Source organism: Natrinema pellirubrum DSM 15624 (assembly GCF_000230735.2).
Taxonomy (GTDB): Archaea; Halobacteriota; Halobacteria; order Halobacteriales; family Natrialbaceae; genus Natrinema; species Natrinema pellirubrum.
The window spans coordinates 1,295,013-1,318,800 of sequence record NC_019962.1; the positions used below are offsets into that span (position 1 = coordinate 1,295,013).

Sequence of the window (23,788 nt, forward strand, 5' to 3'; positions counted from 1 at the left end):
ACCCGGTGGCGACCGCGGCTCGTCTCGCCGTTGCGGGCTCGTCGACGGGCGACGACGCCGGTCCCGGTTCCGTCGCCGGCAAGAGATCCATAACAAAGTCATCCCGTCGGAACCGTCCAGATATGAAACGCGTCCAACCGTGGTGGGATCCGTGGGCAGCGTCGTAATCTCGCTCGATGCGGAACTCGGCTGGGGGTTTCACGATCTCGTGACGCCGCCGGCCGAACGGGTCGAGGCCGGCCGTCGCGGCTGGTCGGTCATGCTCGAGTTACTCGAGGAGTTCGAAGTGCCGGCGACCTGGGCCGTCGTCGGCCATCTCATGCTGGATAACTGTGACGGGGTTCACGACGATCATCCGGCCCCGGAGGGGTGGTTCGCCCGCGAACGGGACGAGTGGGCCGACCGCGAGGACCTGCGATACGGCCCCGACCTCGTTGCCGACGTCCTCGCGGCCGACGCCGACCACGAGTTCGCGAGCCACACCTTTTCGCACGTGTTGTTCGGTCGCCCCGAAACCGACCGGGAACTCGCGGTGGCCGAACTCGAGCGCAGTCGCGAGATCGCGGCCGAGTGGAACCGGTCGATCGACACCCTGGTTTATCCGCGCAACGACGTCGGCCACCGCGACGTCCTGGCCGAGCAGGGGATTACGGCCTATCGCGGGCGGTCCCCGACCCGGGACGGCGTTCGTGGCTTGTTCGACTCGACGGTCCGGGATCGATCGATGCTCGTGGAACCGGTCGTCGACGAGTACGGGCTGGTCAACGTTCCCGCCTCGCTGTTCCTGTTCGGGTTCGAGGGGGCCGCCCGCACCGTCGCCGAATCGATCTGGGCTGACCCGATGGTCGAACTGGCCCGTCGCGGCATCGACGAGGCCGCCCGCACCGACGGGCTCTTTCACATGTGGCTGCACCCGAACAACCTGACCGACGAGCGCGACGACCGGCGCATGCGGGCGATCCTGTCGTATCTCGACCGCCAGCGGGCCGCGACGGACCTCCGGGTCGAGACGATAGCCGACGTCGCCGGCCGGGTCGCGCCCGAATCGGGGTTTAGCGAACGGGCAACGGCGAGCTGGCAGTGACGGCTGAAAGGGAGCGCTACACGAAAGCTCGACGAGACGTACGACGGCGATAACAAAGCCCGCCGCGGCCCCCTGTTCGGGCAGATGACTCCACCGCTTTTGAATCGCTGGACGGACTCGAGCGCGCTCTCGCTTGGTATCCTCGGCGTCGGCAACATCGGCATGGTACACCTGAAATCGGCGGCGGCGATGCCGTCGGTCGAGGTCGTCGCGGCCGCCGACGCCGTCCCGGGGAACCGCGAGCGGGCGGAACGGGCTGGCGTCTCGCGGACTTACGACGACTATACGACGCTGCTCTCGGCCGAGGACGTCGATGCGGCGGTCGTCGCCCTCCCCCCTTTCCTCCACGCCGACGCCGTCGAGCGGGCCGCCGAGGCCGGCGTTGACGTCTTCGTCGAGAAACCGCTGGCCCGCTCGACTGACGAAGCGGACCGGCTCCTCGAGACGGCACGCGAGGCCGACATCGCCGTCGGCGTCGACCACACGCTGCGCTACCAGCCGGACATGCAGGGGGTCAAAGCGGCCTACGACGAGGGCAGCGTCGGTCACGTCCCCTACGCCTCGATCACCCGGCTCAACGACGGCCCGCTCGGCCGGCCGCCCGCCGAGGACGCCCCCGCGTCCTGGCCGCTCGACGCCGACGCGGCCGGCGGCGGTTCGCTGTTCGAACTTGGCGTCCACTGTTTCGACGTCCTCGAGTGGCTGTTCGGCGACCTCGAGGTGCGGGACGCGTCGATGGGACGAAGCCTCGAGACCGACGTCGAGGACGCGGCGACGGTCCTCATGGCCGCTCCCGAGACGGGGACGACGATCACGCTCCACTGTGGCTCCTACCAGTGGGAGCAACTCCCCGAGGTCAACACCCGACTGCGACTCGAGGGCGTGACGGGGACGATCAGCAACGACGACTACCTGCCGGCGAACTTCTACGCCGACGCGGCCAAGTCGGCGCTCTCGAACGTCGCGAGCCGATTCACGAGCGACGAACCCGACGTCTTCGGGCCGACGTTCTACCTGCAGGCCCACTACGATGCGCTGGCGGACTTCTGTGAGGCGATCCGCGAGGGGGAGCGCCCGCCCGTCGACGGCGAGGTTGGCCGCCGAACACTCGCGCTGGCCGAACGGGCCTACGAACTCGCCGCGGAAGCGGACGAGACGGACGGTACGGCTGACGACGCGGACAGCGAGACGGGCGGTCCCGCGGACGACCGCGGGACTCCGGAGGTGACGCGATGAGAACCGAGACGGTCCGTGTGGCCCAAACCGACGACACCGATCGCCGCGGCGGCTGGGGCCCCGATGTCGACGCCCGGCTGGCCGCCCTCGAGTCGCCGGTCCGGGACGTCCTCGGGCCCGCGCTCGAGGAACTGAGCGACGCCGAGCGGATCACGATCGTTCCCGACGCCCACTACCCGTTTCATCCCTCCTCGGGGATGGTGACTGACCCCGCCGTCGTCGGCGCGATCGTCGCCCGTCTCGAGGACCGGACCGACGCCGAGATCACCGTCGCGGGCGCGACCGACGACCGGATCGACTTCGATCGGACCGCCGAGTACCTGGGCTATCCGGGCCTGCTCGAGCAGTTCGACGCGACCCTCGTCGACCTCGCGGACGAGCCCCGAACCGGCGGCCTCAGCGGGGTCGAGGACGAACCGGTCGCGCTCTCGGTCCCGACCCGACTCGCCGAGGACGCGGTCGTCGTCGTCCCGTCGCTGCGGCCGACCGCCGACGGACCGGTCGCGGGCGCGATGCGAACCCTCGCCGCGCTGGTCGACTGCGACGCGGGTGCGGACCGGGCACCGGTTGCGGTCACCCGGTCGGTCGAGCCGGCCCTCGCCGTCCTCGACGCGACGATCGCCTACGGCGGCGACCCGATCGCCGCGAACGCGCTGTTTGCCGGCTCGGCACCGGCCGTCGACGCCGTTGCTACCTCCTTGCTCGGCCGCTCGCTCGAGGCCGATCCGGTGCTTTCGGCCACCCGTCGCACCGACGACCCGGTCACCGTCGACGGGGCGGGCGTCGACGTCGATCGCCTGCGAGGCCGGATCAGCGACGGTGCCCTCCCGCCGTCGGACGACCCCCACCCGGCCGTCACGACCGCGTACCGACTCTACGCGGCAGTAGCCGGCGACGCCGTCCCGCCACAGCTCGAGGGGGGTCGATAACCGTGTCCGCCGACGCCCCCACTGCGGCGGTCACCGGCGCGACGGGGTTTCTCGGCTCGCACCTCTGCGAGCAGCTGCTGGCGGATGGCTGGATCGTTCGTGGCCTCTGCCGGCCGACGTCGGAGCGGGGCGACCTCGCAGGCGTCGACTGGCACGTCGGCGATCTCTCCGACGGGGAAACGCTGCGAGAACTCGTCGACGGCGCGGACGTGGTCTTTCACCTCGCGGGGATCGGACTCTGGAGCGCCGGCCCGGCGACGATCTGGGCGGTCAACCGCGACGGCACCGAGCGGCTCCTCGCGGCCTGTCGCGATGGTGACGTGGGTCGCGTCGTGTTCACCAGCACGGCCGGCACGCGCCGCCCTGCGGGCGACGACGCGTTCGCCGACGAGACCGACGTGGCCGAGCCGGTCGGGGCCTACCAGGCTTCGAAGGCCGCCGCCGAGGAGTTGGTCGACGACTACGCCGCCAACGGCGGCGACGCCGTCACCGTCCATCCGACCTCGATCTTCGGTCCCGGCGACGAGGCGTTTACGGCACAGTTGCTCGCGATGGGCGTCGAGCCGACGATGCCGGCCCACCTCCCCGGCGGGCTGAGTATCGTCGGCGTCGCCGACGTCGTCGACGGGCTGCTGGCAGCGGTAGAGCGCGGCGAGAGCGGCGACCACTACATCCTCGGCGGCGAGAACCTCACCTACGACCGCGCCGTTTCCCGGATCGCCGAGACCGTCGACGGCTCTCCCGCGCGGATCCGCGTCCCCGCGACCGCGATCCGCGCCGCCGGCCCCGTCGCCGAGGTCGTCGACGCCGTCGCCGACCGCCGGGTGTTCCCCTTCGATCGCGACATGGCCGAGATGGCGACCCAACGGCTGTTCTACACCTCAAGAAAGGCCAACGAGGAGTTAGGGTACGAGTATCAGCCCCTCGAGGCCCACGTCCCCGAAGCCATGGAATGGTATCGGGCGGCGGTGCAGTAGTCGCCGGACCGGTCGCGGAGACCGCTGAAAAGGACCCTTCTCGTCGGTTTCTCGGAGCTTCGGTCGACCACCCGACTCCGTAGCGAGAAGCGGCGTCGCCGTCACTCGAGCCGGCCCGTCCCCACGACGCGCCGCCGCTCGCCGTCGGTCTCGGTATCGATCACCGTGCCCGCGACCCGCTCGTAGACCGCGAGCAGCCGGTCCGCGGTTCGATCGATGCTGACCTCGCGGGCGGCCGCGCGACCGTTCGATCGCTCGTCGCGCTCGAGGACCGCGAGCAGGCCCTCGACGAGTTCCTCGTCGCTCGTTGCGACGACGGAGGGGTCAACGCCGGCCAGCCGTTCGGGGACGTCGCCGACGTCCGTGGCGACGACGGGCAGGTTACAGGCCAGCGCCTCCTTGACCGAGTTGGGCGAGCCCTCGCTGTCGGAGGTCAAAAGCAGCGCGTCGGCGGTGTTCATGTAGTCGGCGACGGCGTCGTGGTCGACGCCGTGGACGGTCCGGAGCCGCACCGGCTCCTCGCGGAGGTTGTCCACGACGGAGACGATCCGCTCGGCCCGCGGGTGGTTCTTGACCCCGCGAGCGGGCGGGTACGGAAAGAGAACGTCGCGGCCCTCGTCGTCCCACCCCACCCGTTGTTTGGCCTGCTCCCGTGGCTCGGGCCGGAACCGCTCGAGGTCGACCCCGTCGGGGATCACCGTACACTCCCGTCCGAGCGCCTCGCGCATGCGCTCGGACATGACGACGACCGCGTCACAGAACGGCGCGGCCGCCTTGCTGATGGGGGCGACGGGGCCGTGGACGTCCGACCCCCACAGCGAGAGGACGACCGGGGTGCCAAGTCCCGCGAGCGCCAGCGGTGCCGTCAGCCCGTAGTGGGCGTGGATCAGGTCGTAGCCGGCCGCCGCCTCCCGGACGACCCGCGGAACGGTCCGAACGTAGTCGACGGGCCGTCGATCGGTGTCGGCGGCGACCTCCCCGGCCACCGACAGCGTCGTGAAGGAGACGCCGCGTTCCTCGAGTGCGGCCTGTTGCTGGGTCATGAACGGGGCGTCGGCGTACGTCGTGAGCGTGAGGACCTCCATCTCGACTGCGGGGGACGACGGCCCGGAGCCGCTTTGTTAGCCGCGGCGCTCGAGGCCGTTTTCCTTCACGTACAACGGGACGTGACGGCTGCAGCGGGAAATTTCGTCGCACTGACGGCTGTAGTAATGCGATTACAAAGCCTCGAAGGCCCCTAGCCCCCGGCGATGCGGATCCTCGTCCTGGCGAACACGCCGGCACACGTTCACCTGTATCGACACGCGGTCGACCGCCTCGAGCGGGCGGGCCACGACGTCCTCGTCCTCACCCGGGAGTACGCCTGTACGACCGACCTACTCGACTACTTCGGGATTCCCTATCGGGTCTACGGCCGCCACGAGACGGACGGCTACTCGCGGCTCGGGTTCGTCCGCGAACTGGGCGGACAGTTCCTGACGATCGGAACTGAAGCCCTGCGGTTCGACCCGGACGTGGTCTTCGGCCGGGGGCCCTACGCGGCCTACGCTGGCACGTTCTCGCGAGCGCCGGTCGTCCTCGTCCTCGACGACGAGCCCGGCGACTTCAACCACACCGTCTCTCGGCCCTTTGCCGACTGCATCATCTCGCCCGCCGTGACCCGCCGCGACCTCGGCGACGCTCACTACACGTTCGACGGCTTCAAGGAATGTGCCTATCTCCACCCGGAGGTGTTCGAGCCGGCCGGCGACGTCCGGGAGTACCTCGACGTCGACCCCGACGAGCCCTACGTCATCGTCCGGTTCAACGCGCTCGACGCGCTCCACGACACCGACCTCGAGGGGTTCAGGCCCGAACAGCGCCGCGAGCTGATCGAGCGGCTGGGCGAGGCGGCGACGGTCTTCGTCTCCGACGAGGGCGACGACCTGGACCTGCGGGACCTCCCAGCGCGACCGTACGATCTTCACCCCGCACTGATCCACGACGCGATGGCCGAGGCCGAGCTGCTGGTGGCCGATACCGGGACGATGGCCACCGAGGCCGCGCTGCTTGGGACCCCGGCGTTCCGGTATCGGGGCACTGACGACCACGAGTACGGCGAGTTCCGGGCACTCGAGCGGGCCGGGCTAGCCGAACAGTTCGACGCCTACGACGCGGTCCGGGACCGCTCGCTCGAGATCATCGCCGACGACGGGGCAAGCGACCGCTGGGAGCGCCGGCGGCGGGAGTACGTCGGCAGCCTGGTGAACCTGACCGACCTGCTGGTTGCGGTCGCGGAATCCCGGGGCTCGATCGCCCGGCTTGAGGGCGAGGCAAAGCGGGCGCTGCGCCCTCGGTCGCACTCCCTGTGAGGTCCCGGACACTCGTTCAGCAATAATAATGTCGTACCGACAGTCGCGAAACACTTATGACTCGCTCTGGAATAGGAGCGATCACCACCCCGTTCTATGAGCCTCTCCACCCTCCTCGGTGACCTGTTCTCCGACGCGGAGTCGGGGACTGACACCCCCGAACCCGCTACGGAGAGCGGGGAAGACGGGTCGGTCACCGTCCTCCACGAGTGTCGAAACTGTGGAACCAACGTCTCGGCCGAGACGAGCCGTTGTCCCGCCTGTGAGAGCCAGGAGATCGTCACCTACTCCATCGAGTAGTCCTGCTCTCCCGGCGTCGACGACGCCGCTCGAGCCGCTGCTGTTGCTCTCGAATCCCTATCACTCCCCCTTTCTCCCACGGCGCCGCGTCGCTACGGGTCCTGCCGTGCCGGCGCTCGATTCTCGCGGCTGACAGGCTCCGAATCGCCCTCGCGGTCGGCACACGGGCGCTCGAGGTCCTCGCTCGCCGCGGCGTCGAGTTTGATCGCGGAGCCGAGCGAGACGAGGCCGAGCATGGTGGCGACGAACGACGCGATTCCGGCGGTGAACCCGTCCCCCTCGCGAGTCGCTCGGGCGGCCGATCCGGCCAGTCCGACCAGCCCGCCGGCCAGGCCCAGCGAGCCGACGGCGTAGTGGACGACGGCCGGGTTGAACGACCGGGCGACGTACTTGGTCTTCAGCCGCCAGCAGAAACTACGCAGCAACAGCAGGGAGACGAACCGGACGAACGGCACGTAGCGGATGCTGCTCTCCTCGTCGCCGTAGACGGCCGACATGGGGACGTCCGCGACTCGGCGATCGGCGACGTTGAGGTGAGTCAGGATGTGGTTGAGAAACCCGTACCGGTCGGTGATCGCCTCGAGGTCGAGTTCCTCGATCGTCTCCCGCGAGATGGCGGTGTAGCCGTTCTGCGGGTCGCCGATCGACCAGTAGCCCGACGCGAACTTCGAGAGGCCGGTGAGGACGGCGTTGCCGAACAGGCGGAACCTCGACATCTCCGCGCGGTCCGCGGGGCTGCGCAGCCGGTTGCCCTTCGCGTAGTCGGCCTCGCCCGTGGCGACCGGGTCGACGATCCGATCGAGGATCGCGGGGTCCATCTGGCCGTCGCCGTTCATCACGGCGACGACGTCCATCCCGTCCGCGGCGGCCCGCCGGTAGCCGGTCTTGACGGCCGCCCCGTAGCCGCGGTTTGCCTCGTGGCGGATCGGGACGACCCGGCGATCGTCGCCCCCGTCGGCCACGGCGACGGCCGGATCGGCACCCTCACTCGCCGCCCGCTCGTTGAGCCGCTCGGCGACCCGCTGAATCACGCTCCAACTCTCGTCCGGCGAGGCGTCGTCGATGGCGTAGATCCGATCGACGAAGTCGGGGACGGTTTCGATGACTCGCCCGACGAAGGCCGCCTCGTCGTAGGCCGTGACGACGACGCCGATCCGCTTGCCCTTATACATCGGCGCCTCCGTCGGTCGTCGCCGGCGTCGTCTCGGCGTCGCCGCCGTCCGTTCCACCGCCCTCACGTCGCCGACCTCGAGGCGGCCGCCCGTCGCTCGAGCCCGCGAGGTCGTACTCCCGATGGTGCGTCCCCGAGAGGTCGACCGCGTCCCGGCCGTCGACGACGACCATCGGCTCGAGGGCGTCCCACGCGATGCGGTCGAACGCTGCGTGGGGCGTGACGACCACCGCGGCGTCGAACCCCTCGCCACGTAGGTCGTCGATCTCGACGGGCCGCGCGCCGTAGTCGACCGGATCGACGAGCGGGTCGACGCCCGCAACGTCGGCCCCGAACTCGTCCAGCACGTCGATGACTCCCAGCGCGGGCGAGGCGCGGGTCTCCTCGACACCGGCCCGATACGTGATCCCGAGAACGACGACCGACGCGTCCGCGAGGTCGGTGCCGTCGCGGGCGAGTTCCCGCTCGAGGCGCTCGACGACGGTCGCGGGCATCCCGTCGTTGACCCGGCGGGCCGTCTCCGTCACGGCCATGGACTCGTCGGTCCGGCCGAGCAGGAAATGCGGGTAGTAGGGGATGCAGTGGCCGCCGACGCCCGGGCCGGGGTCGTGGAGCTGGCACATCGGCAGGTCGTTGGCGGTATCGATCGCCTCGCGCACCGAGATCTCGAGTTCGTCCGCGAGCCGGCCGAGTTCGTTGGCCAGCCCGATGTTGACGTCGCGGTAGATCCCCTCGAAGACCTTGACCGCCTCCGCGGTGGTGGCGTCCGAGACAGGGTGAACCGCGTTCTCCGAGAGTTCGTCGTAGACGACGGCCGCGGCCCGGGTACTCTCCGAATCGACCCCGCCGACGACTTTCGGGTACTGGCCGCGGATGTCCCGCAGGGCGGTCCCCGAGGACGTCCGCTCCGGACAGAAGGCCAGCCCGAACTCGTCGGGCTCGAGGCCGCTTTCGTTCGCGAGATGGGGCCGGAGGACGTCGCGACAGGTCCCCGGCGGCAGCGTCGACTCGGCGATCACGAGATCGCCGGGGGCCAGTCCGGCCGCGATGTCGTCGGCGACCGACTCGACGGTCGTCAGGTCGGGCTCGTTCTCCGCGTCCAGCAGCGTCGGCACGATGATCACGTGGATCCGCGCCGCGGCGGCGGCCGCCGGGCCGTCGGTCGTCGCCGCGAGCCGACCTGCCGCGACCTGCTCGGCCACCAGCTCGTCGAGGCCGGGCTCGCCGACGACGTGGCTCTCGCCGTCGGCGACCGTCTCGACGACGGCGGGATCGACGTCGACGCCAGTGACGTTTCCCGTCGTCTCGGCGTAGACCGCCGCCAGCGGCAGCCCCATTTTGCCCAGCCCGTAGACGGCGACGGGAACCTCGCCGTCCGTCAACCGTTCGCGCTGGCGGTCCGGGGACAGCTGCGAACCGTAGAGCCCCTCGACGGTCGCCCCGGTACCCTCGTCGCGTTCGTCGCTCGAGTCCGCGACCATCAGGCTTCCACCTCCCGGTCCTGGGGGAGTTCGTCGTCGGATTCGTCGGACGGTCCCGCAGCGAGCCGGTCGATCAACTGGACCGTCTCGAGGGCCGCGATCCCGTCGTCGGCGGTGACTTCCGGCACCGAGCCGGTCCGGACGGCGTCGAGGAAGGACTCGAGTTCGTACCGGAGCGGCTCGCCGTTGTCGACGTGGGGGCGTTCGACGACGCTCTCGTGGCGATAGCGGGGCTGGCCGTCGTCGGCGAGGTACTCGGGGTAGGAGTCGCGATGGATCAACACCGACTGCTCGAGGTAGTCGACCTCGACGAGACACTCGCGGGCGGTGACGGTCAGTTTCCGCACTTTCTTCTGGGTGACGCGGCTCGCGGTCACGGTGGCGATGGCGTCGCCGTACTCGAGCGTCGCGGTGGCGTAGCGGCCGTTCTCGGTCCCCATCGCGGCGACCGATCGGGGCCGTTCGCCAAGCAGCGCGCCGACGATGTCGACGTCGTGGACCATCAGATCGAAGACGACGTTGTCCGTCGCCGTCCGGTCGATCGGCGGCCCGAGCCGCTCGGCCTCGACGCTGATCACGTCGAGGTCGTCGATCAGGTCCGAAAGCGTCCGAACCGCCGGGTTGAACCGCTCGATATGGCCCACCTGGAGGACCCGCCCGGCCTCGCGAGCCTGCTCGGCGAGGCGCTGGCCCTGTTCGACGGTCTCGGCGATCGGCTTCTCGACGAGGACGTCGACCCCCGCCTCGAGACACGTCGAAACCGTCTCGTAATGCGCGTGGGTCGGCACCGCCACCGTCACGGCGTCACAGCGCTCGCAAAGCGTCTCGAGGTCGATCGCCTCCGTTCCGTACTCGGCGGCGACGCGGCGGGCGACCTCGTCGTCGTGATCGGTGATGCCGACCAGTTCGACGCCCGGGAGTTCGCGGTAGACCCGTGCGTGGTTCTCGCCCATGGAGCCGACGCCGACGACGCCGGCGCGGAGCTGTTCCTCGGTCGTCGCGTTCGCTCGATCGTCTGTACTCATTGGGTCGTGAAATGGTCGCGGACTGCTTCGACGACGATCCGCCTGTCGCGCTCCGAGAGGGTCGGATGGACGGGCAGGGACAGCACCTCGTCGGCCGCCCGCTCGGCCACCGGGAACTCGGCCGCGGCCGAACTCACCGTCTCGTAAGCCGGCTGGCGGTGGATCGGCGTCTCGTAGTAGATCCCCGTTCCGACGTCGCGCTCCTCGAGGGTCGCCGCAAGGGCGTCCCGGTCGTCGGTCCGGACGGTGTACTGATGGTAGACGTGCCGGTAGCCGGCCGGCTCCGTCGGCGTTTCGACCGGCATCTCGGCCAGCGCTTCGTCGTAGACGGCGGCGTTCTCGCGGCGCGCTCGATTGTGTTCGGCGAGCCGGTCGAGCTGCGCGCGGCCGATCGCCGCCTCGAGGCTGGTCATCCGGTAGTTGTGGCCCAGTTCGACGTGGTCGTAGCCGCCAGTCCCACCGACATCGCGCCCGTGGTTGACGTAGCTCGCGGCGCGCTCGGCGACGTCGTCGCGGTCGGTGACGATCATCCCGCCTTCGGCGGTGGTCATGTTCTTGGTGGGATAAAACGAGAAGCAGGCGGCGTCTCCGAAGCCGCCGACCCGGGTGCCGTCGACGGCCGCGCCGTGGGCCTGACAGGCGTCCTCGAGGACGAACAGGTCGTGGTCGTCGGCGATCTCACAGAGAGCCGCCATGTCGGCGGGCAGCCCGTAGAGGTGGACCGGCAGGAGGCCGACGACGTCGTCGCGCTCGCGGAGGACACGCCGTACGTCGGCCGGATCCAGCGTGTACGTCTCGGGATCGATGTCGGCGAAGACCGGTTTGCCGCCGGCCAGCCGGACGGCGTTTGCACTCGCGACGAAGGAAAACGGCGAGGTGATCACCGCGTCGCCGTCTTCGAGCCCGATCGCCTCGAGGGCGGCGTGCAGCGCGGTCGTGCCGTTCGAGGTCGCGACTCCGGCATCGGTTCCACAGTAGGCGGCGAACTCGTCCTCGAAGGCCCTGACTTCCGGCCCGTCGGCGAGGCGGCCGTCCGCGAGGAGCGACTCGACCCGCTCGAGGGCCGCCTCACTCAGTTCCGGATCGGCGATCGGAACGGGGCCGGCACCGGGGTCGACCTCGGTTGCCGCGGTCTCGTCCGACCCGGTCGCGTCCTCGACGCCCCCGTCGGGCTCGGCGTTCGTTTCGGTGTCGGTCATGCGAGCCGGTTCTCCCCCTCGAGCGGCTCCGGCAGCGGTTGCGTCGTCGCCGGCGACCCGACGGCTAGTCGCCCGGCCGGTACGTCCTCCGTGACGACGGCCCCGGCCGCGACGAAGGCGTTCTCGCCGATCGTCACGCCGGGCAGGACGGTCGCGTTCGCGCCGACCGACGCGCCGTCCTCGATCGTCGGCCCCTCGAGGCCGTCGTCGGTCCGGACCGGGTACTCGTCGTTCGTGAGGACGGCACCCGGCCCGACGAAGACGTTGGAGCCGATCGTCGTCTCGGTCGGGACGTAGACGTTCGTCTGGAGGCTGACGTGGGAGCCGATCGTCGTCTCGCCGTCGATGACCGTCTTGGTCCCGACGAGGACGTCGTCGCCGATCGTCGTCCCCTCGCGGACCAGCACGTCGTGGCCCGTCGCGAACCCGTCGCCGATCCGCACGTCGCCGTAGACGATCGAGCCGGCCCTGATCGTCGCGTCGTCGCCGAGCCGGGTCGGCTCGTCGAACTCGCCGTAGCCGACCGTCGCGTCGTCGTCGATCGTACAGCCGTCGCCGCGGACGACCTCGCGTACCGTCTCGCTCATCGTCCACCTCGAGTGCGGTCAGGCGCGGGCCGGCGCTCGCTTGTGCGAGCGCGGTCACGCGCGATCCGCGTTCGAACCGCCGTTCGTCGTCGGTCGTGTAGTCGTTCCATAGTGAATCGATACCCGCGTGGGCAGTCGTGCTGACACACCCGGTAACGAGGCTTTGTTATCCCCGCCTTGAGCGGCCCGTAGCCGGGAACTACAGCGTCGCTGTCGGTCGCTTCCGTCGCTCGCTGGGGCTGCCGTCGTGACCGTGATCGAGGGCCCGGCCTCCGCTGAATCGACGAAACGTCGGTATCAGCGTCTGTCACGGACGCTAACTGGTATAATTCGCTTTCGGACGGGTAGCCCGGTGATAGTAAAGTGTCAATCGCTGTCACTCGAGGCTGTGAGCTATCCGAATACACCCGTCGGATCGGAACGGGACCCACTGGGACACGACGAGGGCACACATGGCTGAGAGCAACCTCACGCAGGCCGAACTGTTCGACGTCTTCAGCAACGCGCGCAGACGACACGCAGTCCAGTATCTCAAACGCACCGGCGGCGCCTGCGACCTCGCACCGCTCGTCGAACAGGTCGCCGCCTGGGAGAACGACACCGACCCCGACGACGTCACCCGGACCCAGCGCCGCCGGGTCTACATCTCGCTGTATCAGACCCACCTCCCCATGCTCGAGGACCACGGTATCGTCGACTGGGATCCCGACGGCCACCGGATCGAACTGCTGCCGAGCGAGGAGCGGTTCGACCCGTATCTGGATCGCCACCTCGAGGACGAGCGGGCGTGGCAGTATTGCTACGGGGCTGTGACGGCCGTCGGTGCGATCGGCATCGTCCTGTCGGCACTCGCCGTCGGCCCGTTGACGACGGCCGTCGCGCCGGTCGTCGCGGCGGGGCTCTGTCTCGTCGTTCTCGCGCTCGCAGCGGCACAGCACGTGTCACACCGGTCCGATCTCCGCCGTTCGCTCGGGTTGGCAGGCCGGTAATTCGGCCGCCGTGTCTCCAGTCGCAGCCCGAACGCGATCGCTCCTCACCGGAGACTCCTCTCGGCTCCCGTCGCCACTGACACGATTCACACCGATCACGATGTCGTCGTGTAATCGGGTGGACAGTGATTCAGTGGCGACGGGTTTGGTCGACGAGCCGTCCGACGCGAACAGTTCCGCCCGTCGTGAGTGATCGCGTCCCCGGGCACGGCTTCAGCTCCGATCTCACGGTAGCAACAGTGGGTTGAGACGGGCTCGATCGAGGGCCGAGTTACCCGCCGGTGACCGTCACCCAGAAGTGCGTACTCTCGGCCGCGTTGTCGTTCGTCGGCGTCGACGGCGGTTCGTCCTCGTAGAGCAACACGCTGATCCGAACCGTCTCACCGGCGTCTGCCGTCGGCGCGATCGCTCGCTCGCCGCTTTCCGTCTCCCCCGCCGGGACGGTCGTCTCGATCCGTCGTAGCTCCGTCCGCTCGACGACCTCACCGTCCTCGAGGACCTGTTGTTGGACGACCGCCGTGTACGTCCGGTCCTCGCCTTCCCGGTTCTCGATCTCGACGACGACCGGGACCGACTCGCCCGCCTCGACCTCGCTCGGGAGATCCGCTACGATCTCCCCGTCCGCAGTTTCGTTGTACAGCGCGAGTTCGGTGAAGCCGCCGCCCGAAACGGGAAACAGGAAACCGACGAGCAACGCGCCGACGGCCGTTCCGATCGCCACGACCAACACCACCGTCGACACCGTCGCCGCCGCCCGGCCGTTCCGACGGAGCCGCTTGAGGCCGGCCAGCGGCGACACGGTAAACCGCTGTGGTGCCGGCGTCCGAAGCCGTCGAACCACGCCGAGTTGGGCCAGGCAGACGGCGATGCCGGCCAGTCCCGCCGCCACGGAGGTCGTGGTCAACCCCCACGACGTGACCGCCAACACCAGCACGACAAGCGGCGCGATCGTCAGCGACAGGACGAACGCCAGCCCGAGCCGTTCTATGGCATCGATCCCGCGGGGACGGGCGTCGGCGGTCGTCGCCGCCGTCTCGCGGTCCTCGCGCTTGTCAGCCGGGAACAGAACCGACCCCAGCCCGTAGCCCGGCAGAAACAGGGCGAGCGGCAGCGTCGCCAGTAGTCGAAGGCCCCCGTTCCCGCTTTCGCCCGTTACGAGCAGGTACGCGACGACCGCGCCGATCGAGACGGCGGCGAGATCGAACGGGTAGCGGCGAACGAACCCGAACCGCGTCCAGGTACTCGTTCGATGACTCATCGGTCCACCGCTGTCGGCGCGTTCGGTCTCCGTTCGGACGATCCGGATGCCATGCTCCTCCGATCGGTATACGCTGTCGTTCTTTGTTATGACCGTATTATCGAAGAAAATGTATGCCGTACAACGCGGCTCGAGGCCGCTACTGGTCGTCCTCGAGCGATCGACCTGTCCATGTGCAGTCGGTGTCAGGTACACGGCGGTCGGCCACCACGAACGACGGGCGACGGCCGCGGACCGACGATCGGATTGGCGGCCGCTCAGAAATCGACGTACTGCGATTCCCACTCCCGACGCTCTTGGATCTGCTCTCGACCGGCATCGGTGATCGCATAATAGTTCGTTCGTCTGTCGAGCTGTCCCTTCTCGACCAGTTCTTTGTTGACGAGCGTGTCCAGGTTCGGATACAGTCGTCCGTGATTGATCTCCGAACTGTAGTACTTCTCGACTTCGTCCTTGACGGTCTGGCCCGACGGACGGTCGGCACCTGCGATCACGTACAGCAGGTCGCGCTGGAAGCCGGTCAGATCGTGCATTGCTCAATCACACTGACCGTTCCAGTGAACGGATATTTGTTATCCGTATCATACAGCCATCGTTCTCCGATTTCACCCCGTATTACCGGCAGAAACGATAGTGTCATCTGAATATCAAACGCTCCTAATAGTGTGTTCGACCGACCGCTCGCACCCACGCTTGCTCGAGTCGGTCGGTCCCGATCGCGGCCGCGGCGTCACTCTCGGTCCGACAGGTCCGGTTCGTTCGGTTCCGAAACCGCGACCTCGATCCCGTCGGCGTCGATCCGAACCCGAAGGCTGTCGACGGTCGCCTCGTAGGCGGTGGTATGGGAGCCGTCGTCCTCGAACCGCACACACTCCGCGATGAGGTCGCTCTCGAGGAGGTTGTTGATCCGGCGATAGACGGTCGCCGACGAGCTGTCGGTCCGCTCGGTCAGTTCCTTGGCCGTCTTCGGCCCCTCGCTGGTCGCGACGAGGATCGTCCGGGCACAGTCGTCCCCGAGGACGTCCAGCTGGGTCGCAGGGTTGGTCGTCGATTCCGTTCGCGTGTCACTTGCTTGTGTTGACATAGTGGGAGTCACCGAATGGGATGGATCTGGTCCGTTCGCTCTTCGTGAGAGGTGGCGATTCGAGAGAGGTCACAGGGGGGCAGCCACTGTCGGGGGGTCCACCGATACATTCCGGCACGAGGATCGGTAAGCCATAGTGGTATTTTATAACGATGTACCTTATGCGCGTTTGGCACGTCCTTCGACAACGTAAGATCGTATTTCGGCCTGGAAACGACTTGTTTCGAGCGGCGACCGGCCGGCACAATCTCTCGTTTGAAAGCCGACACAGCGCCAAGACGACTGAATTCGGGTTGAGATCGGTCGGTCGGACCGTTCCGGAACGGCGAATTTGAGCCGCTACAGCCGTTTTGTCGGGCAGCAATCGGCTATTTCCCGCGTTCGGGGGTCGCGTCATCGGTGAACGGTCGGCGTCCTTTATTCTCGTTTGCCCCCCTCGATACGACGATGCCCGGACGGGTATCGCTGGACATCGGCGGTGTTACCGTTGCTCTCGGGACGGCCCGAACTCGGTTCCGCACGACGGTCCCACGCCCGTCCGAGTACACCCCCCACCACCCATGAACGCCCACAAACACGACTGGAAGCCCATGGAATCGTCGACAGCCGGCGCTCGCTGTCGAAACTGCGGGACACACGTCACACAGCAGTTCGCTCGCGTCTTCGGCGATAACGGCGACGTCGTCCACGGCTGTCCGTCCTGTACCACCTATCGCGAGATGCAGTCCGGCGGCCACCTCCCCGGCGACTGACCTCGGTCGGGCGTCGAGACGACGGTGACGCCGCTGCGACGGTACGTGGCCGCGATTCGTCGCTCCACCGGCCGCTTCGACGGTCGCGACGAGCGGTTCGTGAATCGATTCACAACGTTTCGAGGGGCGGTTGCTCTTCTCCGAGACGACCCGCTGACCGACAGCGCCGTCCGAGACGACCCGCTGCTGTACCCGCCCCCTACCCCGGCTCCCGATCCTCGCCGGCTCGCGGCTCTGGCCGGCGACCCCCGTAACCTGCAAAAGTTAAAGTCGCTGGTGTCAGAACTAGCGGGATATGGTCACTGGTGGTGGATCGCCCCTCGAGAATCGGCTCCCCTTCTCCCTGATCGATGTCAGTTCAAACGAACCGAGCTGACCCGTTGGCGGAGAGCGAAGTGTTTCACATCCTCGGCAACGACAGGCGACGAGCGATCGTCCAGTTGCTCGCCGAGGACGGCGGACAGATCGATGTCTCCGATGTCGCGACCGAAATCGCCGCGACCGAATCCGACACGACCCCGGTCCCGAACAACCTCTACAAGAGCGTCTACGTCTCCCTCCAACAGACGCATCTCCCCCAACTCGAGGAAGACGACGTGATCGAGTATGACTCCGACGCGAAGACGATCCAGCCCGGCCGGCACTTCGCCGAGGTCCTGCAGTACGTCGACGGTCACGCCGACGACCACTCTCGAGTCCTGCAGTTACACCTCGGCTGTTGTCTCCTCGGGCTCGCGATCATCGCGCTGGTCGGGCTCGGCCTTCCGGTGGTTTCGGCCCTCGATCCGATCCTCTCGAGCGTGCTAGTGTTGCTCGTCGTCGGCGCGAGCAGTCTCTATCAACTGCTTGCTTGAGGACGATTGACGCCGCTCTCCGGGTCGAGAACTGTCACAGGCGACCGCCCTGACCGGCCGGTCACTCGAGCCGTCGGTTCAAAATGAGAAAGCGCGCTGTCCGTTGGGGAACTCTCCTTACGCGCCGACGAGTGCGGGTTCTTCGTCGGTGTCGTTCTCGAGACCGTCGTCGGTCCCGTTGTCCGCAGTTTCGTTGTCGGCGGTGTCGTTCTCGAGGCCGTCGTCGCCGTCCTCGAGTTCGGTGTCGTCAGTCTCGGTGTCGTCGGTCGCCTCGGTCAGTTCGAGGGTCGCGACTTCACCGGTCTGGTCGGCCAGGATCATGTGGATGTAATCGCCGGCCGCGAGGTCGCTCGTGTCGACCTCGAACTCGACGTCGTCGCTCGTGTCGACCTCGAACTCGACGTCGTCGCTCTCGTCGCCCTCGAGCGTGACGTTCTGTTCGTCGACGAGGTCACCGTCGAGACGGAACTGTGCCGTCTCGGTGCGTTCCTCGTCGCTCGGGTTCTCGATCGTCGCCGTCACGGTAATCGTCTCACCGACTTCGGCGCTCGTGGGTGCATCGAGGTTGCTGACCTCGAAGGACTCCGCCGATTCCGTCTCGTTGTCTATCGGCTCCTCTTCGGTTTCGTTGTCGGTCGGCTCGTCCTCGATCGGCTCGAGGCCGTCGTCGGTTTCGTTGTCCTCGGTTTCGTTGTCCTCAGTCGGCTCGTCTTCGATCGGCTCGAGGCCGTCGTCAGTTTCGTTGTCCTCGGTTTCGTTGTCCTCAGTCGGCTCGTCCTCGATCGGCTCGAGGCCGTCGTCAGTTTCGTTGTCCTCGGTTTCGTTATCGACCGGTTCGTCCTCGATCGGCTCGAGGTCGTCGTCGGTTTCGTTGTCTTCAGTCGGTTCCTCTTCGACCGGTTCCTCGTCCTCAACCGGTTCGTCCTCGACGGGCTGTTCGTCCATGCCCTCGAGGTTGACGTATACGGTGGCCTCTTCGATGGTCACCTGGATCTGGTCACCATCGTCCTCGACGGCCCCGTCGTCACCGTTATCGACACCATCTGCAGCGTCGTCGGTGTCGGTTTCGGTGTCGTTGGTCTCGGTGTCGAGATCCTCGCCGGTTCCGTCATCGTTCGAGGGGGCGTCGGAAGCGCTCTGGATCTCGATGTTCTCGACGTCGACGGTGACCGTCACCTGCTCGAAGGACAGATCGCCGTTACCGAGCAGTCCGGCGGCGTCCGCCATCGTCTCGTCGCCCGTTTCAGTTTCATCGTCGGCCATCCCGTCGTCGCTGTCGACTGCGCCGTCGTCAGTGGCCGTCTCGTTTCCGTCGACGGTCGCCCCGTCGTCGGCCTGCTCGTCTTCGTATCCGGCGTCCGTCTCGCCGTCCATCGCGAGGTCGTCACCGTTCTCGCTGACGATGACAGTGAGCTGTTCGATCACGACGTTGATCGTTAGCCCGTCATCCATCGCCGGTTCGTCGTCGACGACATCCTCGTCTTCGTCAGCCGGTTCCTCGTCAACGACCGTTTCGTTGTCCTCTTCGACTGGTTCCTCGTCAACGACTGTTTCGTTATCCTCTTCGGCCGGTTCTTCGTCAACGACTGTTTCGTTATCCTCTTCGGCCGGTTCTTCGTCAACGACCGTTTCGTTGTCCTCTTCGGCCGGTTCCTCGTCAACGACTGTTTCGTTGTCCTCCTCGACCGGTTCCTCGTCAACGATCGTTTCGTTGTCCTCTTCGGCCGGCTCCTCCGCAACGGGTTCCTCGTCGGCCGCACCGACCGACACCACTGCGTCGTCGGTCACCGGCTCGTCGGCGGCCGTGAGGTACGGCCCGTCGGCCGCACCCTCACTCTCGACGAAATCGTATTCCTCGTTGTCGTTCGTATCGCGATGCGGCATCGCGATCAGGGTCTCGTCCTCCTCGAGCGGTTCGTCGAGGGTGACTTCGACCTGTTCGTGGGTCCCCGCCTCGAGATACGCGGAGGTGCCGATAACGCTCTCGAAGACGTTTCCGACCAGCAGGCTGCTGTCGTGGATCGTCACGAAGCCGCCGCTCGCGAGCGTGACGTTCTCGACCACGACCGTCTGCCCGTCGGTCTCCTGGTCTTCGAACGTCACGTACGCGGACTGTTGGCCGGCCGCGTCTTCCTCGAGGCCGGTTTCGTTGTCCGCCATCTCTCCATCGTCGTCATCGACCGCCATGTCGTCTTCGTCGGCAACTGTGTCGTCTGTCGTTGATTCGTCGACGTTCGTCTCGTTCGCCGAGTCGTATTCGCCGTCGCTGGCAGTGTCACCCGAATCGACGGCCCCAGAGCCCGAAGCTGCTGTGACCATCGCCCCGCCGGAACAAACTACCATCAGCGCGGTGAATACGACCAGTACCTGTTTGCGTGCGTTCATGGTTGCCGTAATGGCATCCGTCACGTCGTGGCTTCGGCGGATAAACCGGCAGAACCATTACGCTGAGAAATCGGAAACTACGGCCCAACAGTGGCGAATTCAGTCTCTCGTTCTGCTTCCGAAATCAACGGTTGCTGATAGGAACGGTGGCCGCGCTAGTCATCGCCGGCCTGTTCGGGCGATTTCGATGCGGTCGGTTCGTGTCCGGGAAGACAAACGAGGTTCTCCCGACCGAGGCGCAGTTTCGTGATCTGGCCGTCCTCCTCGAGATCGGCGAGCAGCCGACTGACCTTCGCTTTCGACCAGTCGACGGAGTCGACGATGTTCGATTGCTTCATTCGACCTCCATTGTCCCGGAGCAACTGTCGGACTCGCTCCCGGTCGGTGACGAACTCCTCTCGATCGGGCTCCGTCTCGTGACCGGCCTCTGGACCGTCGTATCGGTTCCGAGCGACGAGTACGCCACCAAGCAGTGCGAGTGCAACCATCCCGACGAGAGCCGCAAGGTGTGCGTTTCCCTCTAGTTGGAGCGGTTCAGCGGCTCGCGAAACCTCGGGTCGGAACCCGAACCCGACCGTCATCGCAACCGCCCCGTTGGTCGACGATTCGAACGCATCGACGACCGCGGACGCCCGTCGTCGGATAGTCATGCCCCCTGAGATGCTGTCGTTCGATGGTTCATGTCCGATACCCTCGTGACCGTCTCACAAGTCGTTTTTTATAACCCATATGCTGTTAGTCGCGTCGGTGTCTCTCATGCCGACCGAACGGTCCGTGCGTTCGACCGGTTCCGGTCGGACGTCTCATCGGTGATCGGCTTCTCCCGGTGGCTGGCGGGCGTCAGTCCTGTCGGTGCCGGGTTTCGGTTGACACTCCCTAGTCATGATATGGCCACTCGTTGCTCGACGGGAGGAATAAACCGGCCCGGACGTTTCGATCGGTTAGCCCGGATTCGCTCCGGATTCAGACGGTAATCCGATACTGGCGTGACTCTCCGTGGAACGAACACGGTCGGTAGTCACTCGAGATCGCCGGCAAGACGACGCCACATCGGTCAGTTCGGACGGCCGCGGTCTCCCGCGAGCGGCCCGTCGATGGAATCGCCAGGGAGAACTATCGAACACCGGGTCACTCGCCGGGTAGTTCGACCGCCGTCTCGGTATCTCCGCGAGTCGGGACACCCGTATCGCGTTCGACCAGCGATCGGATCCCCGACTCGAGGCCGACTCGCGCCTCGAACCCGAGTTCGCGGGCTGTTTTCGTGGTGTCGGCACCGCTGTGTCTGATGTCGCCGGGACGGGGCTCGCGGTGGACGATCGACGAGGACGAACCGGTGGCGTCCCGAACGGTCTCGGCGAGTTCCCGGATCGTCGTCCGCTCGCCCGTGCCGATATTGTAGGCCTCGCCGACCGCGTCGGTTACAGCCGCTCGCAGGTTCGCACGAACGACGTCGCTGACGTGGACGAAATCGCGGCTCTGCTGGCCGTCGCCCTCGATCGTAATCGGCTCGTCTGCGCGGGCCTGCTCGAGGAACGTCGAAATGACGCCGCTGTAGGGGCCCTGCTGGCGGGGTCCGTAGACGTTGAAGTACCGCAGGGCGACGGTCGGGAGGTCGTACAGCTCCGCGTAGAGGCGGGCGTACTCGTCGAGCGCGAGTTTCTGGACGCCGTAGGGCGAGGTCGGATCCGTCGGTGCCGTCTCCGAGACGGGCAGCTCCGCCGGGTGACCGTACACCGCGGCGCTCGAGGCGACGACGACTCGCGCGTCTTCCTGACGGGCCTGCTCGAGGACCAACAGTCCGGCCTCGAGGTTCGTCTGATTGCTCTGTCGAGGGTTGTCGACGCTCTGGGTGACGCTGACGACCGCGGCGTGATGGAAGATGACGTCGACGCCGCGAGCGGCCTCCTGCAGGGCGATCGGATCCCCCACGTCGCCCACGATCACCGTCGCGTCGTCGGGCAGGTGGGCCGGATTGCCGGTCGAGAAATCGTCGAGGACCCGTACCTCGTTGTGTGGCACCAGGGCGTCGACGAGGTGGCTGCCGATGAAGCCGGCACCGCCGGTCACGAGTACCGTGCTGTCGCGGATCGCTGGGGAGTCCATCCACTGAAGCCACCGGATCCTCGCTGTTTAGTATCGCGCTCGTACCCCCGCTGATCTCGCGGTTGCGTGCGCGTAGGCGGTGCTTACGCTCGTCCTCGTCGACGGGTCGGCCGGCCCCGGCACCATCGCAGCAAGCTATAAGTCTCGTCGCCGAACACGTCGGATCGATGTCGATCGCCATCGGCCACTTCGCGTTCGGGGCGGCGATGACGACGCTGGTCGTCACCTTTCTCGTTCCGACCGACCGGTATCCGCGAACGATCGTCCTGTTCGGTGGCGGATGGGCGATGCTCCCCGACTTCCACTGGATCAGCCCGATCGCAGCCGAGCGGCTCCGCGAACTCCACCAGACATCGGCGCTTACCGATATCTTCTGGCTGCACCGCACGTGGGACCGGCTCGATCCGACCGATTCGAAACCGATCGCGGCAGGACTGCTCGCCGTCCTCTTCGTCGCGACGGCGATCGCGGAACGCCGGGAGTATCGGGTCCCGCGGTCGGTCGAAACGACCTATCGGGAGTATCTTGACCTCGAGTCGGACGACTGAGTCGCCGACCGCGATTCCGACGCCGCTCGGGACGCCGGTCGCCGCGGTCGGGTCGTGACCCGTTTGGGGAAGCTATATGCGCCGCCCTCGGCAACTGCCGGGCAATGACCGTCGATCTCGTCGTGCGCAACTGTACCGTCGTCACGCCCGCGGGGCGGACGCCCGATGCGGGCGTCGCCGTCGAGGACGGGGAGATCGTCGCCGTCGGGCGGAGCGACCGGCTCCCCGGCGCCGACCGCGTCCTCGACGGCGAGGGGAACGTCCTCGTGCCGGGTATCGTCGACGGCCACATCCACAACCGCGAGCCCGGCCTCGAGTACAAGGAAGACTGGGAGTCCGCGACGCGGGCCGCGGCCGCCGGCGGCGTGACGACCGTCGTCGGCATGCCCAACACGGACCCGGTCATCGATCGTCCGGACCACCTCGAGTTGAAGTTCGAACGCGGCGAGGCGTCGGCTCACGTCGACTTCCAGAGCTACGCCGTCGTCACGTCGGAGAACCTCGATCTCATCCCGGAGATCGCCGAGACCGGCCCGCTCGGGTTCAAGATCTTCCTCGGCTCGACGGTGGGTGACGTCCCGCCGCCGAACGACGGCGAGATCATAGAGGCCATGGAGAAGATCCGCGAAACGGGCAAGCGACTGGGCTTTCACGAGGAGAACGGCGAGATCATCGACCACTACACGGAGCGGTTCAAGTCGGAGGGGCGAAACGACCCCATCGATCACTCCCACTCCCGTCCCGTCATCGCCGAGCAGGAAGCCGTCGAACGCATGATCACCTTCGCCGAGGAGACCGGCGCGAAGATCCACATGTTCCACGTCTCCTCTGGTTCGGCGGCCGAGGCCGTCGCCCGCGGGAAAGAGCGCGGCGTCGACGTCACCGCCGAGACGACGCCGCACTACCTCTGGTTCACCGAGGAGGTCATGCGCGAGAAGGGCAACCCCGCCCGCATCCAACCGCCGATCCGAAACGCCGCGGAACGCGAGAAACTCTGGCAGGTCGGGATCGACGACGGCGCGATCGACTCCATCGCCACCGACCACGCGCCCCACACCCCCGAGGAGAAGAAGGTCGACGACCCGTTCGGAAATACATGGGAGGCGATCTCGGGCTTCGTCGGCCTCGAGACCGAGGTACCGGTCATGCTCACGTTCGTCGATCAGGGGCGGCTCACGATGGAGGAGTGGGTCCGCCGCCACTCGACCCGGCCCGCTCAGATCTGGGGCATGTACCCACAGAAGGGGTCGCTGCAGGTCGGCACCGACGCCGACTTCACGATCGTCGATCCCGACCGGGACTGGACGCTCGAGGACGCCGACGAACTCCACTCGAAAAACTGCGTCACACCGTTTATCGGCGAGTCCTTCACCGGGAAAGCGGTCGCGACGGTCGTCCGCGGCGAGATCGTCGCCGAGGACGGCGACGTCGTCGGTGAGTCGGGGTACGGCACCCGTGTCGACGTCGATACCTGA

The 23,788-nt window shown here is 67.3% G+C and carries 23 protein-coding genes; 11 read left to right on the forward strand and 12 right to left on the reverse strand.

Annotated features, from left to right (window positions below; all coding sequences use genetic code 11):
• The first annotated feature begins 151 nt into the window (after positions 1 to 151).
• The 4 genes from NATPE_RS06295 to NATPE_RS06310 all read left to right on the forward strand — a co-directional run bounded on the left by NATPE_RS06295 (position 152) and on the right by NATPE_RS06310 (position 4,226).
• The gene (locus tag NATPE_RS06295) at positions 152 to 1,084 is read left to right on the forward strand and encodes a polysaccharide deacetylase family protein (protein WP_006179591.1); all 933 of its coding nucleotides are present in this window, start codon (positions 152 to 154) and stop codon (positions 1,082 to 1,084) included.
• An 84-nt stretch (positions 1,085 to 1,168) separates the two neighbouring features.
• Positions 1,169 to 2,320, forward strand: coding sequence for a Gfo/Idh/MocA family protein (locus tag NATPE_RS06300; RefSeq protein WP_006179590.1), 1,152 nt, complete (start codon positions 1,169 to 1,171; stop codon positions 2,318 to 2,320).
• Positions 2,317 to 3,249, forward strand: coding sequence for a DUF362 domain-containing protein (locus NATPE_RS06305; RefSeq protein ID WP_006179589.1), 933 nt, complete (start codon positions 2,317 to 2,319; stop codon positions 3,247 to 3,249). The genes NATPE_RS06300 and NATPE_RS06305 overlap by 4 nt, the downstream gene beginning before the upstream one ends.
• Before the next feature lie 2 nt (positions 3,250 to 3,251).
• Positions 3,252 to 4,226 carry an NAD-dependent epimerase/dehydratase family protein gene (locus NATPE_RS06310; protein ID WP_006179588.1) on the forward strand — a complete coding sequence of 325 codons (975 nt, stop codon included), beginning with the start codon at positions 3,252 to 3,254 and terminating at the stop codon, positions 4,224 to 4,226.
• 101 nt (positions 4,227 to 4,327) lie between these two features.
• On the opposite strand, the gene NATPE_RS06315 is transcribed toward NATPE_RS06310, so the two are convergent.
• Positions 4,328 to 5,311 (reverse strand): glycosyltransferase, encoded by a 984-nt coding sequence (locus tag NATPE_RS06315; protein ID WP_006179587.1) that lies wholly within the window; start codon positions 5,309 to 5,311, stop codon positions 4,328 to 4,330.
• Positions 5,312 to 5,476: 165 nt separating this feature from the next.
• Here NATPE_RS06315 and NATPE_RS06320 point away from each other — a divergent pair, with 165 nt between their 5' ends.
• Together NATPE_RS06320 and NATPE_RS06325 are read left to right on the forward strand one after the other, a co-directional pair.
• Positions 5,477 to 6,577, forward strand: coding sequence for a DUF354 domain-containing protein (locus tag NATPE_RS06320; protein WP_006179586.1), 1,101 nt, complete (start codon positions 5,477 to 5,479; stop codon positions 6,575 to 6,577).
• A gap of 96 nt (positions 6,578 to 6,673) precedes the next feature.
• The gene (locus tag NATPE_RS06325; protein WP_006179585.1) at positions 6,674 to 6,877 is read left to right on the forward strand and encodes a hypothetical protein; all 204 of its coding nucleotides are present in this window, start codon (positions 6,674 to 6,676) and stop codon (positions 6,875 to 6,877) included.
• Between the two features lie 92 nt (positions 6,878 to 6,969).
• On the opposite strand, the gene NATPE_RS06330 is transcribed toward NATPE_RS06325, so the two are convergent.
• Genes NATPE_RS06330 through NATPE_RS06350 form a run of 5 tightly spaced genes read right to left on the reverse strand, consistent with a single transcriptional unit; the run spans position 6,970 to position 12,340 of the window.
• Positions 6,970 to 8,049, reverse strand: coding sequence for a glycosyltransferase family 2 protein (locus NATPE_RS06330; protein ID WP_015298840.1), 1,080 nt, complete (start codon positions 8,047 to 8,049; stop codon positions 6,970 to 6,972).
• On the reverse strand, positions 8,042 to 9,529 hold the full coding sequence (locus NATPE_RS06335; protein ID WP_006179583.1) for a nucleotide sugar dehydrogenase: 1,488 nt from the start codon (positions 9,527 to 9,529) through the stop codon (positions 8,042 to 8,044). The genes NATPE_RS06330 and NATPE_RS06335 overlap by 8 nt, the downstream gene beginning before the upstream one ends.
• Positions 9,529 to 10,554, reverse strand: a complete 1,026-nt coding sequence (locus NATPE_RS06340) for a Gfo/Idh/MocA family protein (protein ID WP_006179582.1) — start codon at positions 10,552 to 10,554, stop codon at positions 9,529 to 9,531. The genes NATPE_RS06335 and NATPE_RS06340 overlap by 1 nt, the downstream gene beginning before the upstream one ends.
• Positions 10,551 to 11,753, reverse strand: a complete 1,203-nt coding sequence (locus NATPE_RS06345) for a DegT/DnrJ/EryC1/StrS family aminotransferase (protein WP_006179581.1) — start codon at positions 11,751 to 11,753, stop codon at positions 10,551 to 10,553. The genes NATPE_RS06340 and NATPE_RS06345 overlap by 4 nt, the downstream gene beginning before the upstream one ends.
• Complete coding sequence (locus NATPE_RS06350) at positions 11,750 to 12,340, reverse strand: acyltransferase (RefSeq protein ID WP_006179580.1); 591 nt, start codon at positions 12,338 to 12,340, stop codon at positions 11,750 to 11,752. The genes NATPE_RS06345 and NATPE_RS06350 overlap by 4 nt, the downstream gene beginning before the upstream one ends.
• A 452-nt stretch (positions 12,341 to 12,792) precedes the next feature.
• On the opposite strand from NATPE_RS06350, the gene NATPE_RS06355 reads away from it, so the two are divergent.
• Positions 12,793 to 13,329 (forward strand): DUF7344 domain-containing protein, encoded by a 537-nt coding sequence (locus NATPE_RS06355; RefSeq protein ID WP_006179579.1) that lies wholly within the window; start codon positions 12,793 to 12,795, stop codon positions 13,327 to 13,329.
• Positions 13,330 to 13,600: 271 nt separating this feature from the next.
• Here the strand turns inward: NATPE_RS06355 and NATPE_RS06360 are convergent, their stop codons facing one another.
• The 3 genes from NATPE_RS06360 to NATPE_RS06370 form a co-directional block, all read right to left on the reverse strand.
• Positions 13,601 to 14,587, reverse strand: coding sequence for a DUF1616 domain-containing protein (locus NATPE_RS06360; RefSeq protein ID WP_015298841.1), 987 nt, complete (start codon positions 14,585 to 14,587; stop codon positions 13,601 to 13,603).
• Between the two features lie 257 nt (positions 14,588 to 14,844).
• Positions 14,845 to 15,120 (reverse strand): PadR family transcriptional regulator, encoded by a 276-nt coding sequence (locus NATPE_RS06365; RefSeq protein WP_006179577.1) that lies wholly within the window; start codon positions 15,118 to 15,120, stop codon positions 14,845 to 14,847.
• Between the two features lie 197 nt (positions 15,121 to 15,317).
• Complete coding sequence (locus tag NATPE_RS06370) at positions 15,318 to 15,671, reverse strand: winged helix-turn-helix domain-containing protein (protein ID WP_006179576.1); 354 nt, start codon at positions 15,669 to 15,671, stop codon at positions 15,318 to 15,320.
• 590 nt (positions 15,672 to 16,261) lie between these two features.
• Here NATPE_RS06370 and NATPE_RS22610 point away from each other — a divergent pair.
• Together NATPE_RS22610 and NATPE_RS06380 are read left to right on the forward strand one after the other, a co-directional pair.
• Entirely contained in the window at positions 16,262 to 16,423 is a 162-nt protein-coding gene (locus NATPE_RS22610; RefSeq protein ID WP_162834899.1) for a DUF7563 family protein, read from the forward strand.
• 350 nt (positions 16,424 to 16,773) lie between these two features.
• The gene (locus NATPE_RS06380; RefSeq protein ID WP_015298843.1) at positions 16,774 to 17,277 is read left to right on the forward strand and encodes a DUF7344 domain-containing protein; all 504 of its coding nucleotides are present in this window, start codon (positions 16,774 to 16,776) and stop codon (positions 17,275 to 17,277) included.
• Between the two features lie 117 nt (positions 17,278 to 17,394).
• Here the strand turns inward: NATPE_RS06380 and NATPE_RS06385 are convergent, their stop codons facing one another.
• The 3 genes from NATPE_RS06385 to NATPE_RS06395 all read right to left on the reverse strand — a co-directional run bounded on the left by NATPE_RS06385 (position 17,395) and on the right by NATPE_RS06395 (position 21,765).
• Positions 17,395 to 19,662, reverse strand: a complete 2,268-nt coding sequence (locus tag NATPE_RS06385) for a DUF7282 domain-containing protein (protein ID WP_006179573.1) — start codon at positions 19,660 to 19,662, stop codon at positions 17,395 to 17,397.
• A 155-nt stretch (positions 19,663 to 19,817) separates the two neighbouring features.
• A complete protein-coding gene (locus NATPE_RS06390; RefSeq protein WP_006179572.1) occupies positions 19,818 to 20,312 on the reverse strand; it encodes a helix-turn-helix transcriptional regulator in 495 nt (164 codons plus the stop codon).
• A gap of 478 nt (positions 20,313 to 20,790) precedes the next feature.
• On the reverse strand, positions 20,791 to 21,765 hold the full coding sequence (locus tag NATPE_RS06395; RefSeq protein ID WP_006179571.1) for an NAD-dependent epimerase/dehydratase family protein: 975 nt from the start codon (positions 21,763 to 21,765) through the stop codon (positions 20,791 to 20,793).
• 167 nt (positions 21,766 to 21,932) lie between these two features.
• Here NATPE_RS06395 and NATPE_RS06400 point away from each other — a divergent pair, with 167 nt between their 5' ends.
• Both NATPE_RS06400 and NATPE_RS06405 read left to right on the forward strand, forming a co-directional pair.
• A complete protein-coding gene (locus NATPE_RS06400) occupies positions 21,933 to 22,313 on the forward strand; it encodes a hypothetical protein (RefSeq protein WP_006179570.1) in 381 nt (126 codons plus the stop codon).
• A gap of 104 nt (positions 22,314 to 22,417) precedes the next feature.
• Positions 22,418 to 23,788: a dihydroorotase gene (locus NATPE_RS06405; RefSeq protein ID WP_006179569.1), complete on the forward strand. Its 1,371-nt coding sequence runs from the start codon at positions 22,418 to 22,420 to the stop codon at positions 23,786 to 23,788.

Excerpts from the sequence above, each read along its gene's own strand:
- NATPE_RS06300 (WP_006179590.1), top strand. The coding sequence starts at position 1,169 with ATGACTCCACCGCTTTTGAATCGCTGGACGGACTCGAGCGCGCTCTCG.
- NATPE_RS06305 (WP_006179589.1), top strand. The coding sequence starts at position 2,317 with ATGAGAACCGAGACGGTCCGTGTGGCCCAAACCGACGACACCGATCGC.
- NATPE_RS06315 (WP_006179587.1), bottom strand. The coding sequence starts at position 5,311 with ATGGAGGTCCTCACGCTCACGACGTACGCCGACGCCCCGTTCATGACC.
- NATPE_RS06320 (WP_006179586.1), top strand. The coding sequence starts at position 5,477 with ATGCGGATCCTCGTCCTGGCGAACACGCCGGCACACGTTCACCTGTAT.
- NATPE_RS06325 (WP_006179585.1), top strand. The coding sequence starts at position 6,674 with ATGAGCCTCTCCACCCTCCTCGGTGACCTGTTCTCCGACGCGGAGTCG.
- NATPE_RS06330 (WP_015298840.1), bottom strand. The coding sequence starts at position 8,049 with ATGTATAAGGGCAAGCGGATCGGCGTCGTCGTCACGGCCTACGACGAG.
- NATPE_RS06335 (WP_006179583.1), bottom strand. The coding sequence starts at position 9,529 with ATGGTCGCGGACTCGAGCGACGAACGCGACGAGGGTACCGGGGCGACC.
- NATPE_RS06340 (WP_006179582.1), bottom strand. The coding sequence starts at position 10,554 with ATGAGTACAGACGATCGAGCGAACGCGACGACCGAGGAACAGCTCCGC.
- NATPE_RS06345 (WP_006179581.1), bottom strand. The coding sequence starts at position 11,753 with ATGACCGACACCGAAACGAACGCCGAGCCCGACGGGGGCGTCGAGGAC.
- NATPE_RS06350 (WP_006179580.1), bottom strand. The coding sequence starts at position 12,340 with ATGAGCGAGACGGTACGCGAGGTCGTCCGCGGCGACGGCTGTACGATC.
- NATPE_RS06355 (WP_006179579.1), top strand. The coding sequence starts at position 12,793 with ATGGCTGAGAGCAACCTCACGCAGGCCGAACTGTTCGACGTCTTCAGC.
- NATPE_RS06360 (WP_015298841.1), bottom strand. The coding sequence starts at position 14,587 with ATGAGTCATCGAACGAGTACCTGGACGCGGTTCGGGTTCGTTCGCCGC.
- NATPE_RS06365 (WP_006179577.1), bottom strand. The coding sequence starts at position 15,120 with ATGCACGATCTGACCGGCTTCCAGCGCGACCTGCTGTACGTGATCGCA.
- NATPE_RS06370 (WP_006179576.1), bottom strand. The coding sequence starts at position 15,671 with ATGTCAACACAAGCAAGTGACACGCGAACGGAATCGACGACCAACCCT.
- NATPE_RS22610 (WP_162834899.1), top strand. The coding sequence starts at position 16,262 with ATGGAATCGTCGACAGCCGGCGCTCGCTGTCGAAACTGCGGGACACAC.
- NATPE_RS06380 (WP_015298843.1), top strand. The coding sequence starts at position 16,774 with ATGTCAGTTCAAACGAACCGAGCTGACCCGTTGGCGGAGAGCGAAGTG.
- NATPE_RS06385 (WP_006179573.1), bottom strand. The coding sequence starts at position 19,662 with ATGAACGCACGCAAACAGGTACTGGTCGTATTCACCGCGCTGATGGTA.
- NATPE_RS06390 (WP_006179572.1), bottom strand. The coding sequence starts at position 20,312 with ATGACTATCCGACGACGGGCGTCCGCGGTCGTCGATGCGTTCGAATCG.
- NATPE_RS06395 (WP_006179571.1), bottom strand. The coding sequence starts at position 21,765 with ATGGACTCCCCAGCGATCCGCGACAGCACGGTACTCGTGACCGGCGGT.
- NATPE_RS06400 (WP_006179570.1), top strand. The coding sequence starts at position 21,933 with ATGTCGATCGCCATCGGCCACTTCGCGTTCGGGGCGGCGATGACGACG.
- NATPE_RS06405 (WP_006179569.1), top strand. The coding sequence starts at position 22,418 with ATGACCGTCGATCTCGTCGTGCGCAACTGTACCGTCGTCACGCCCGCG.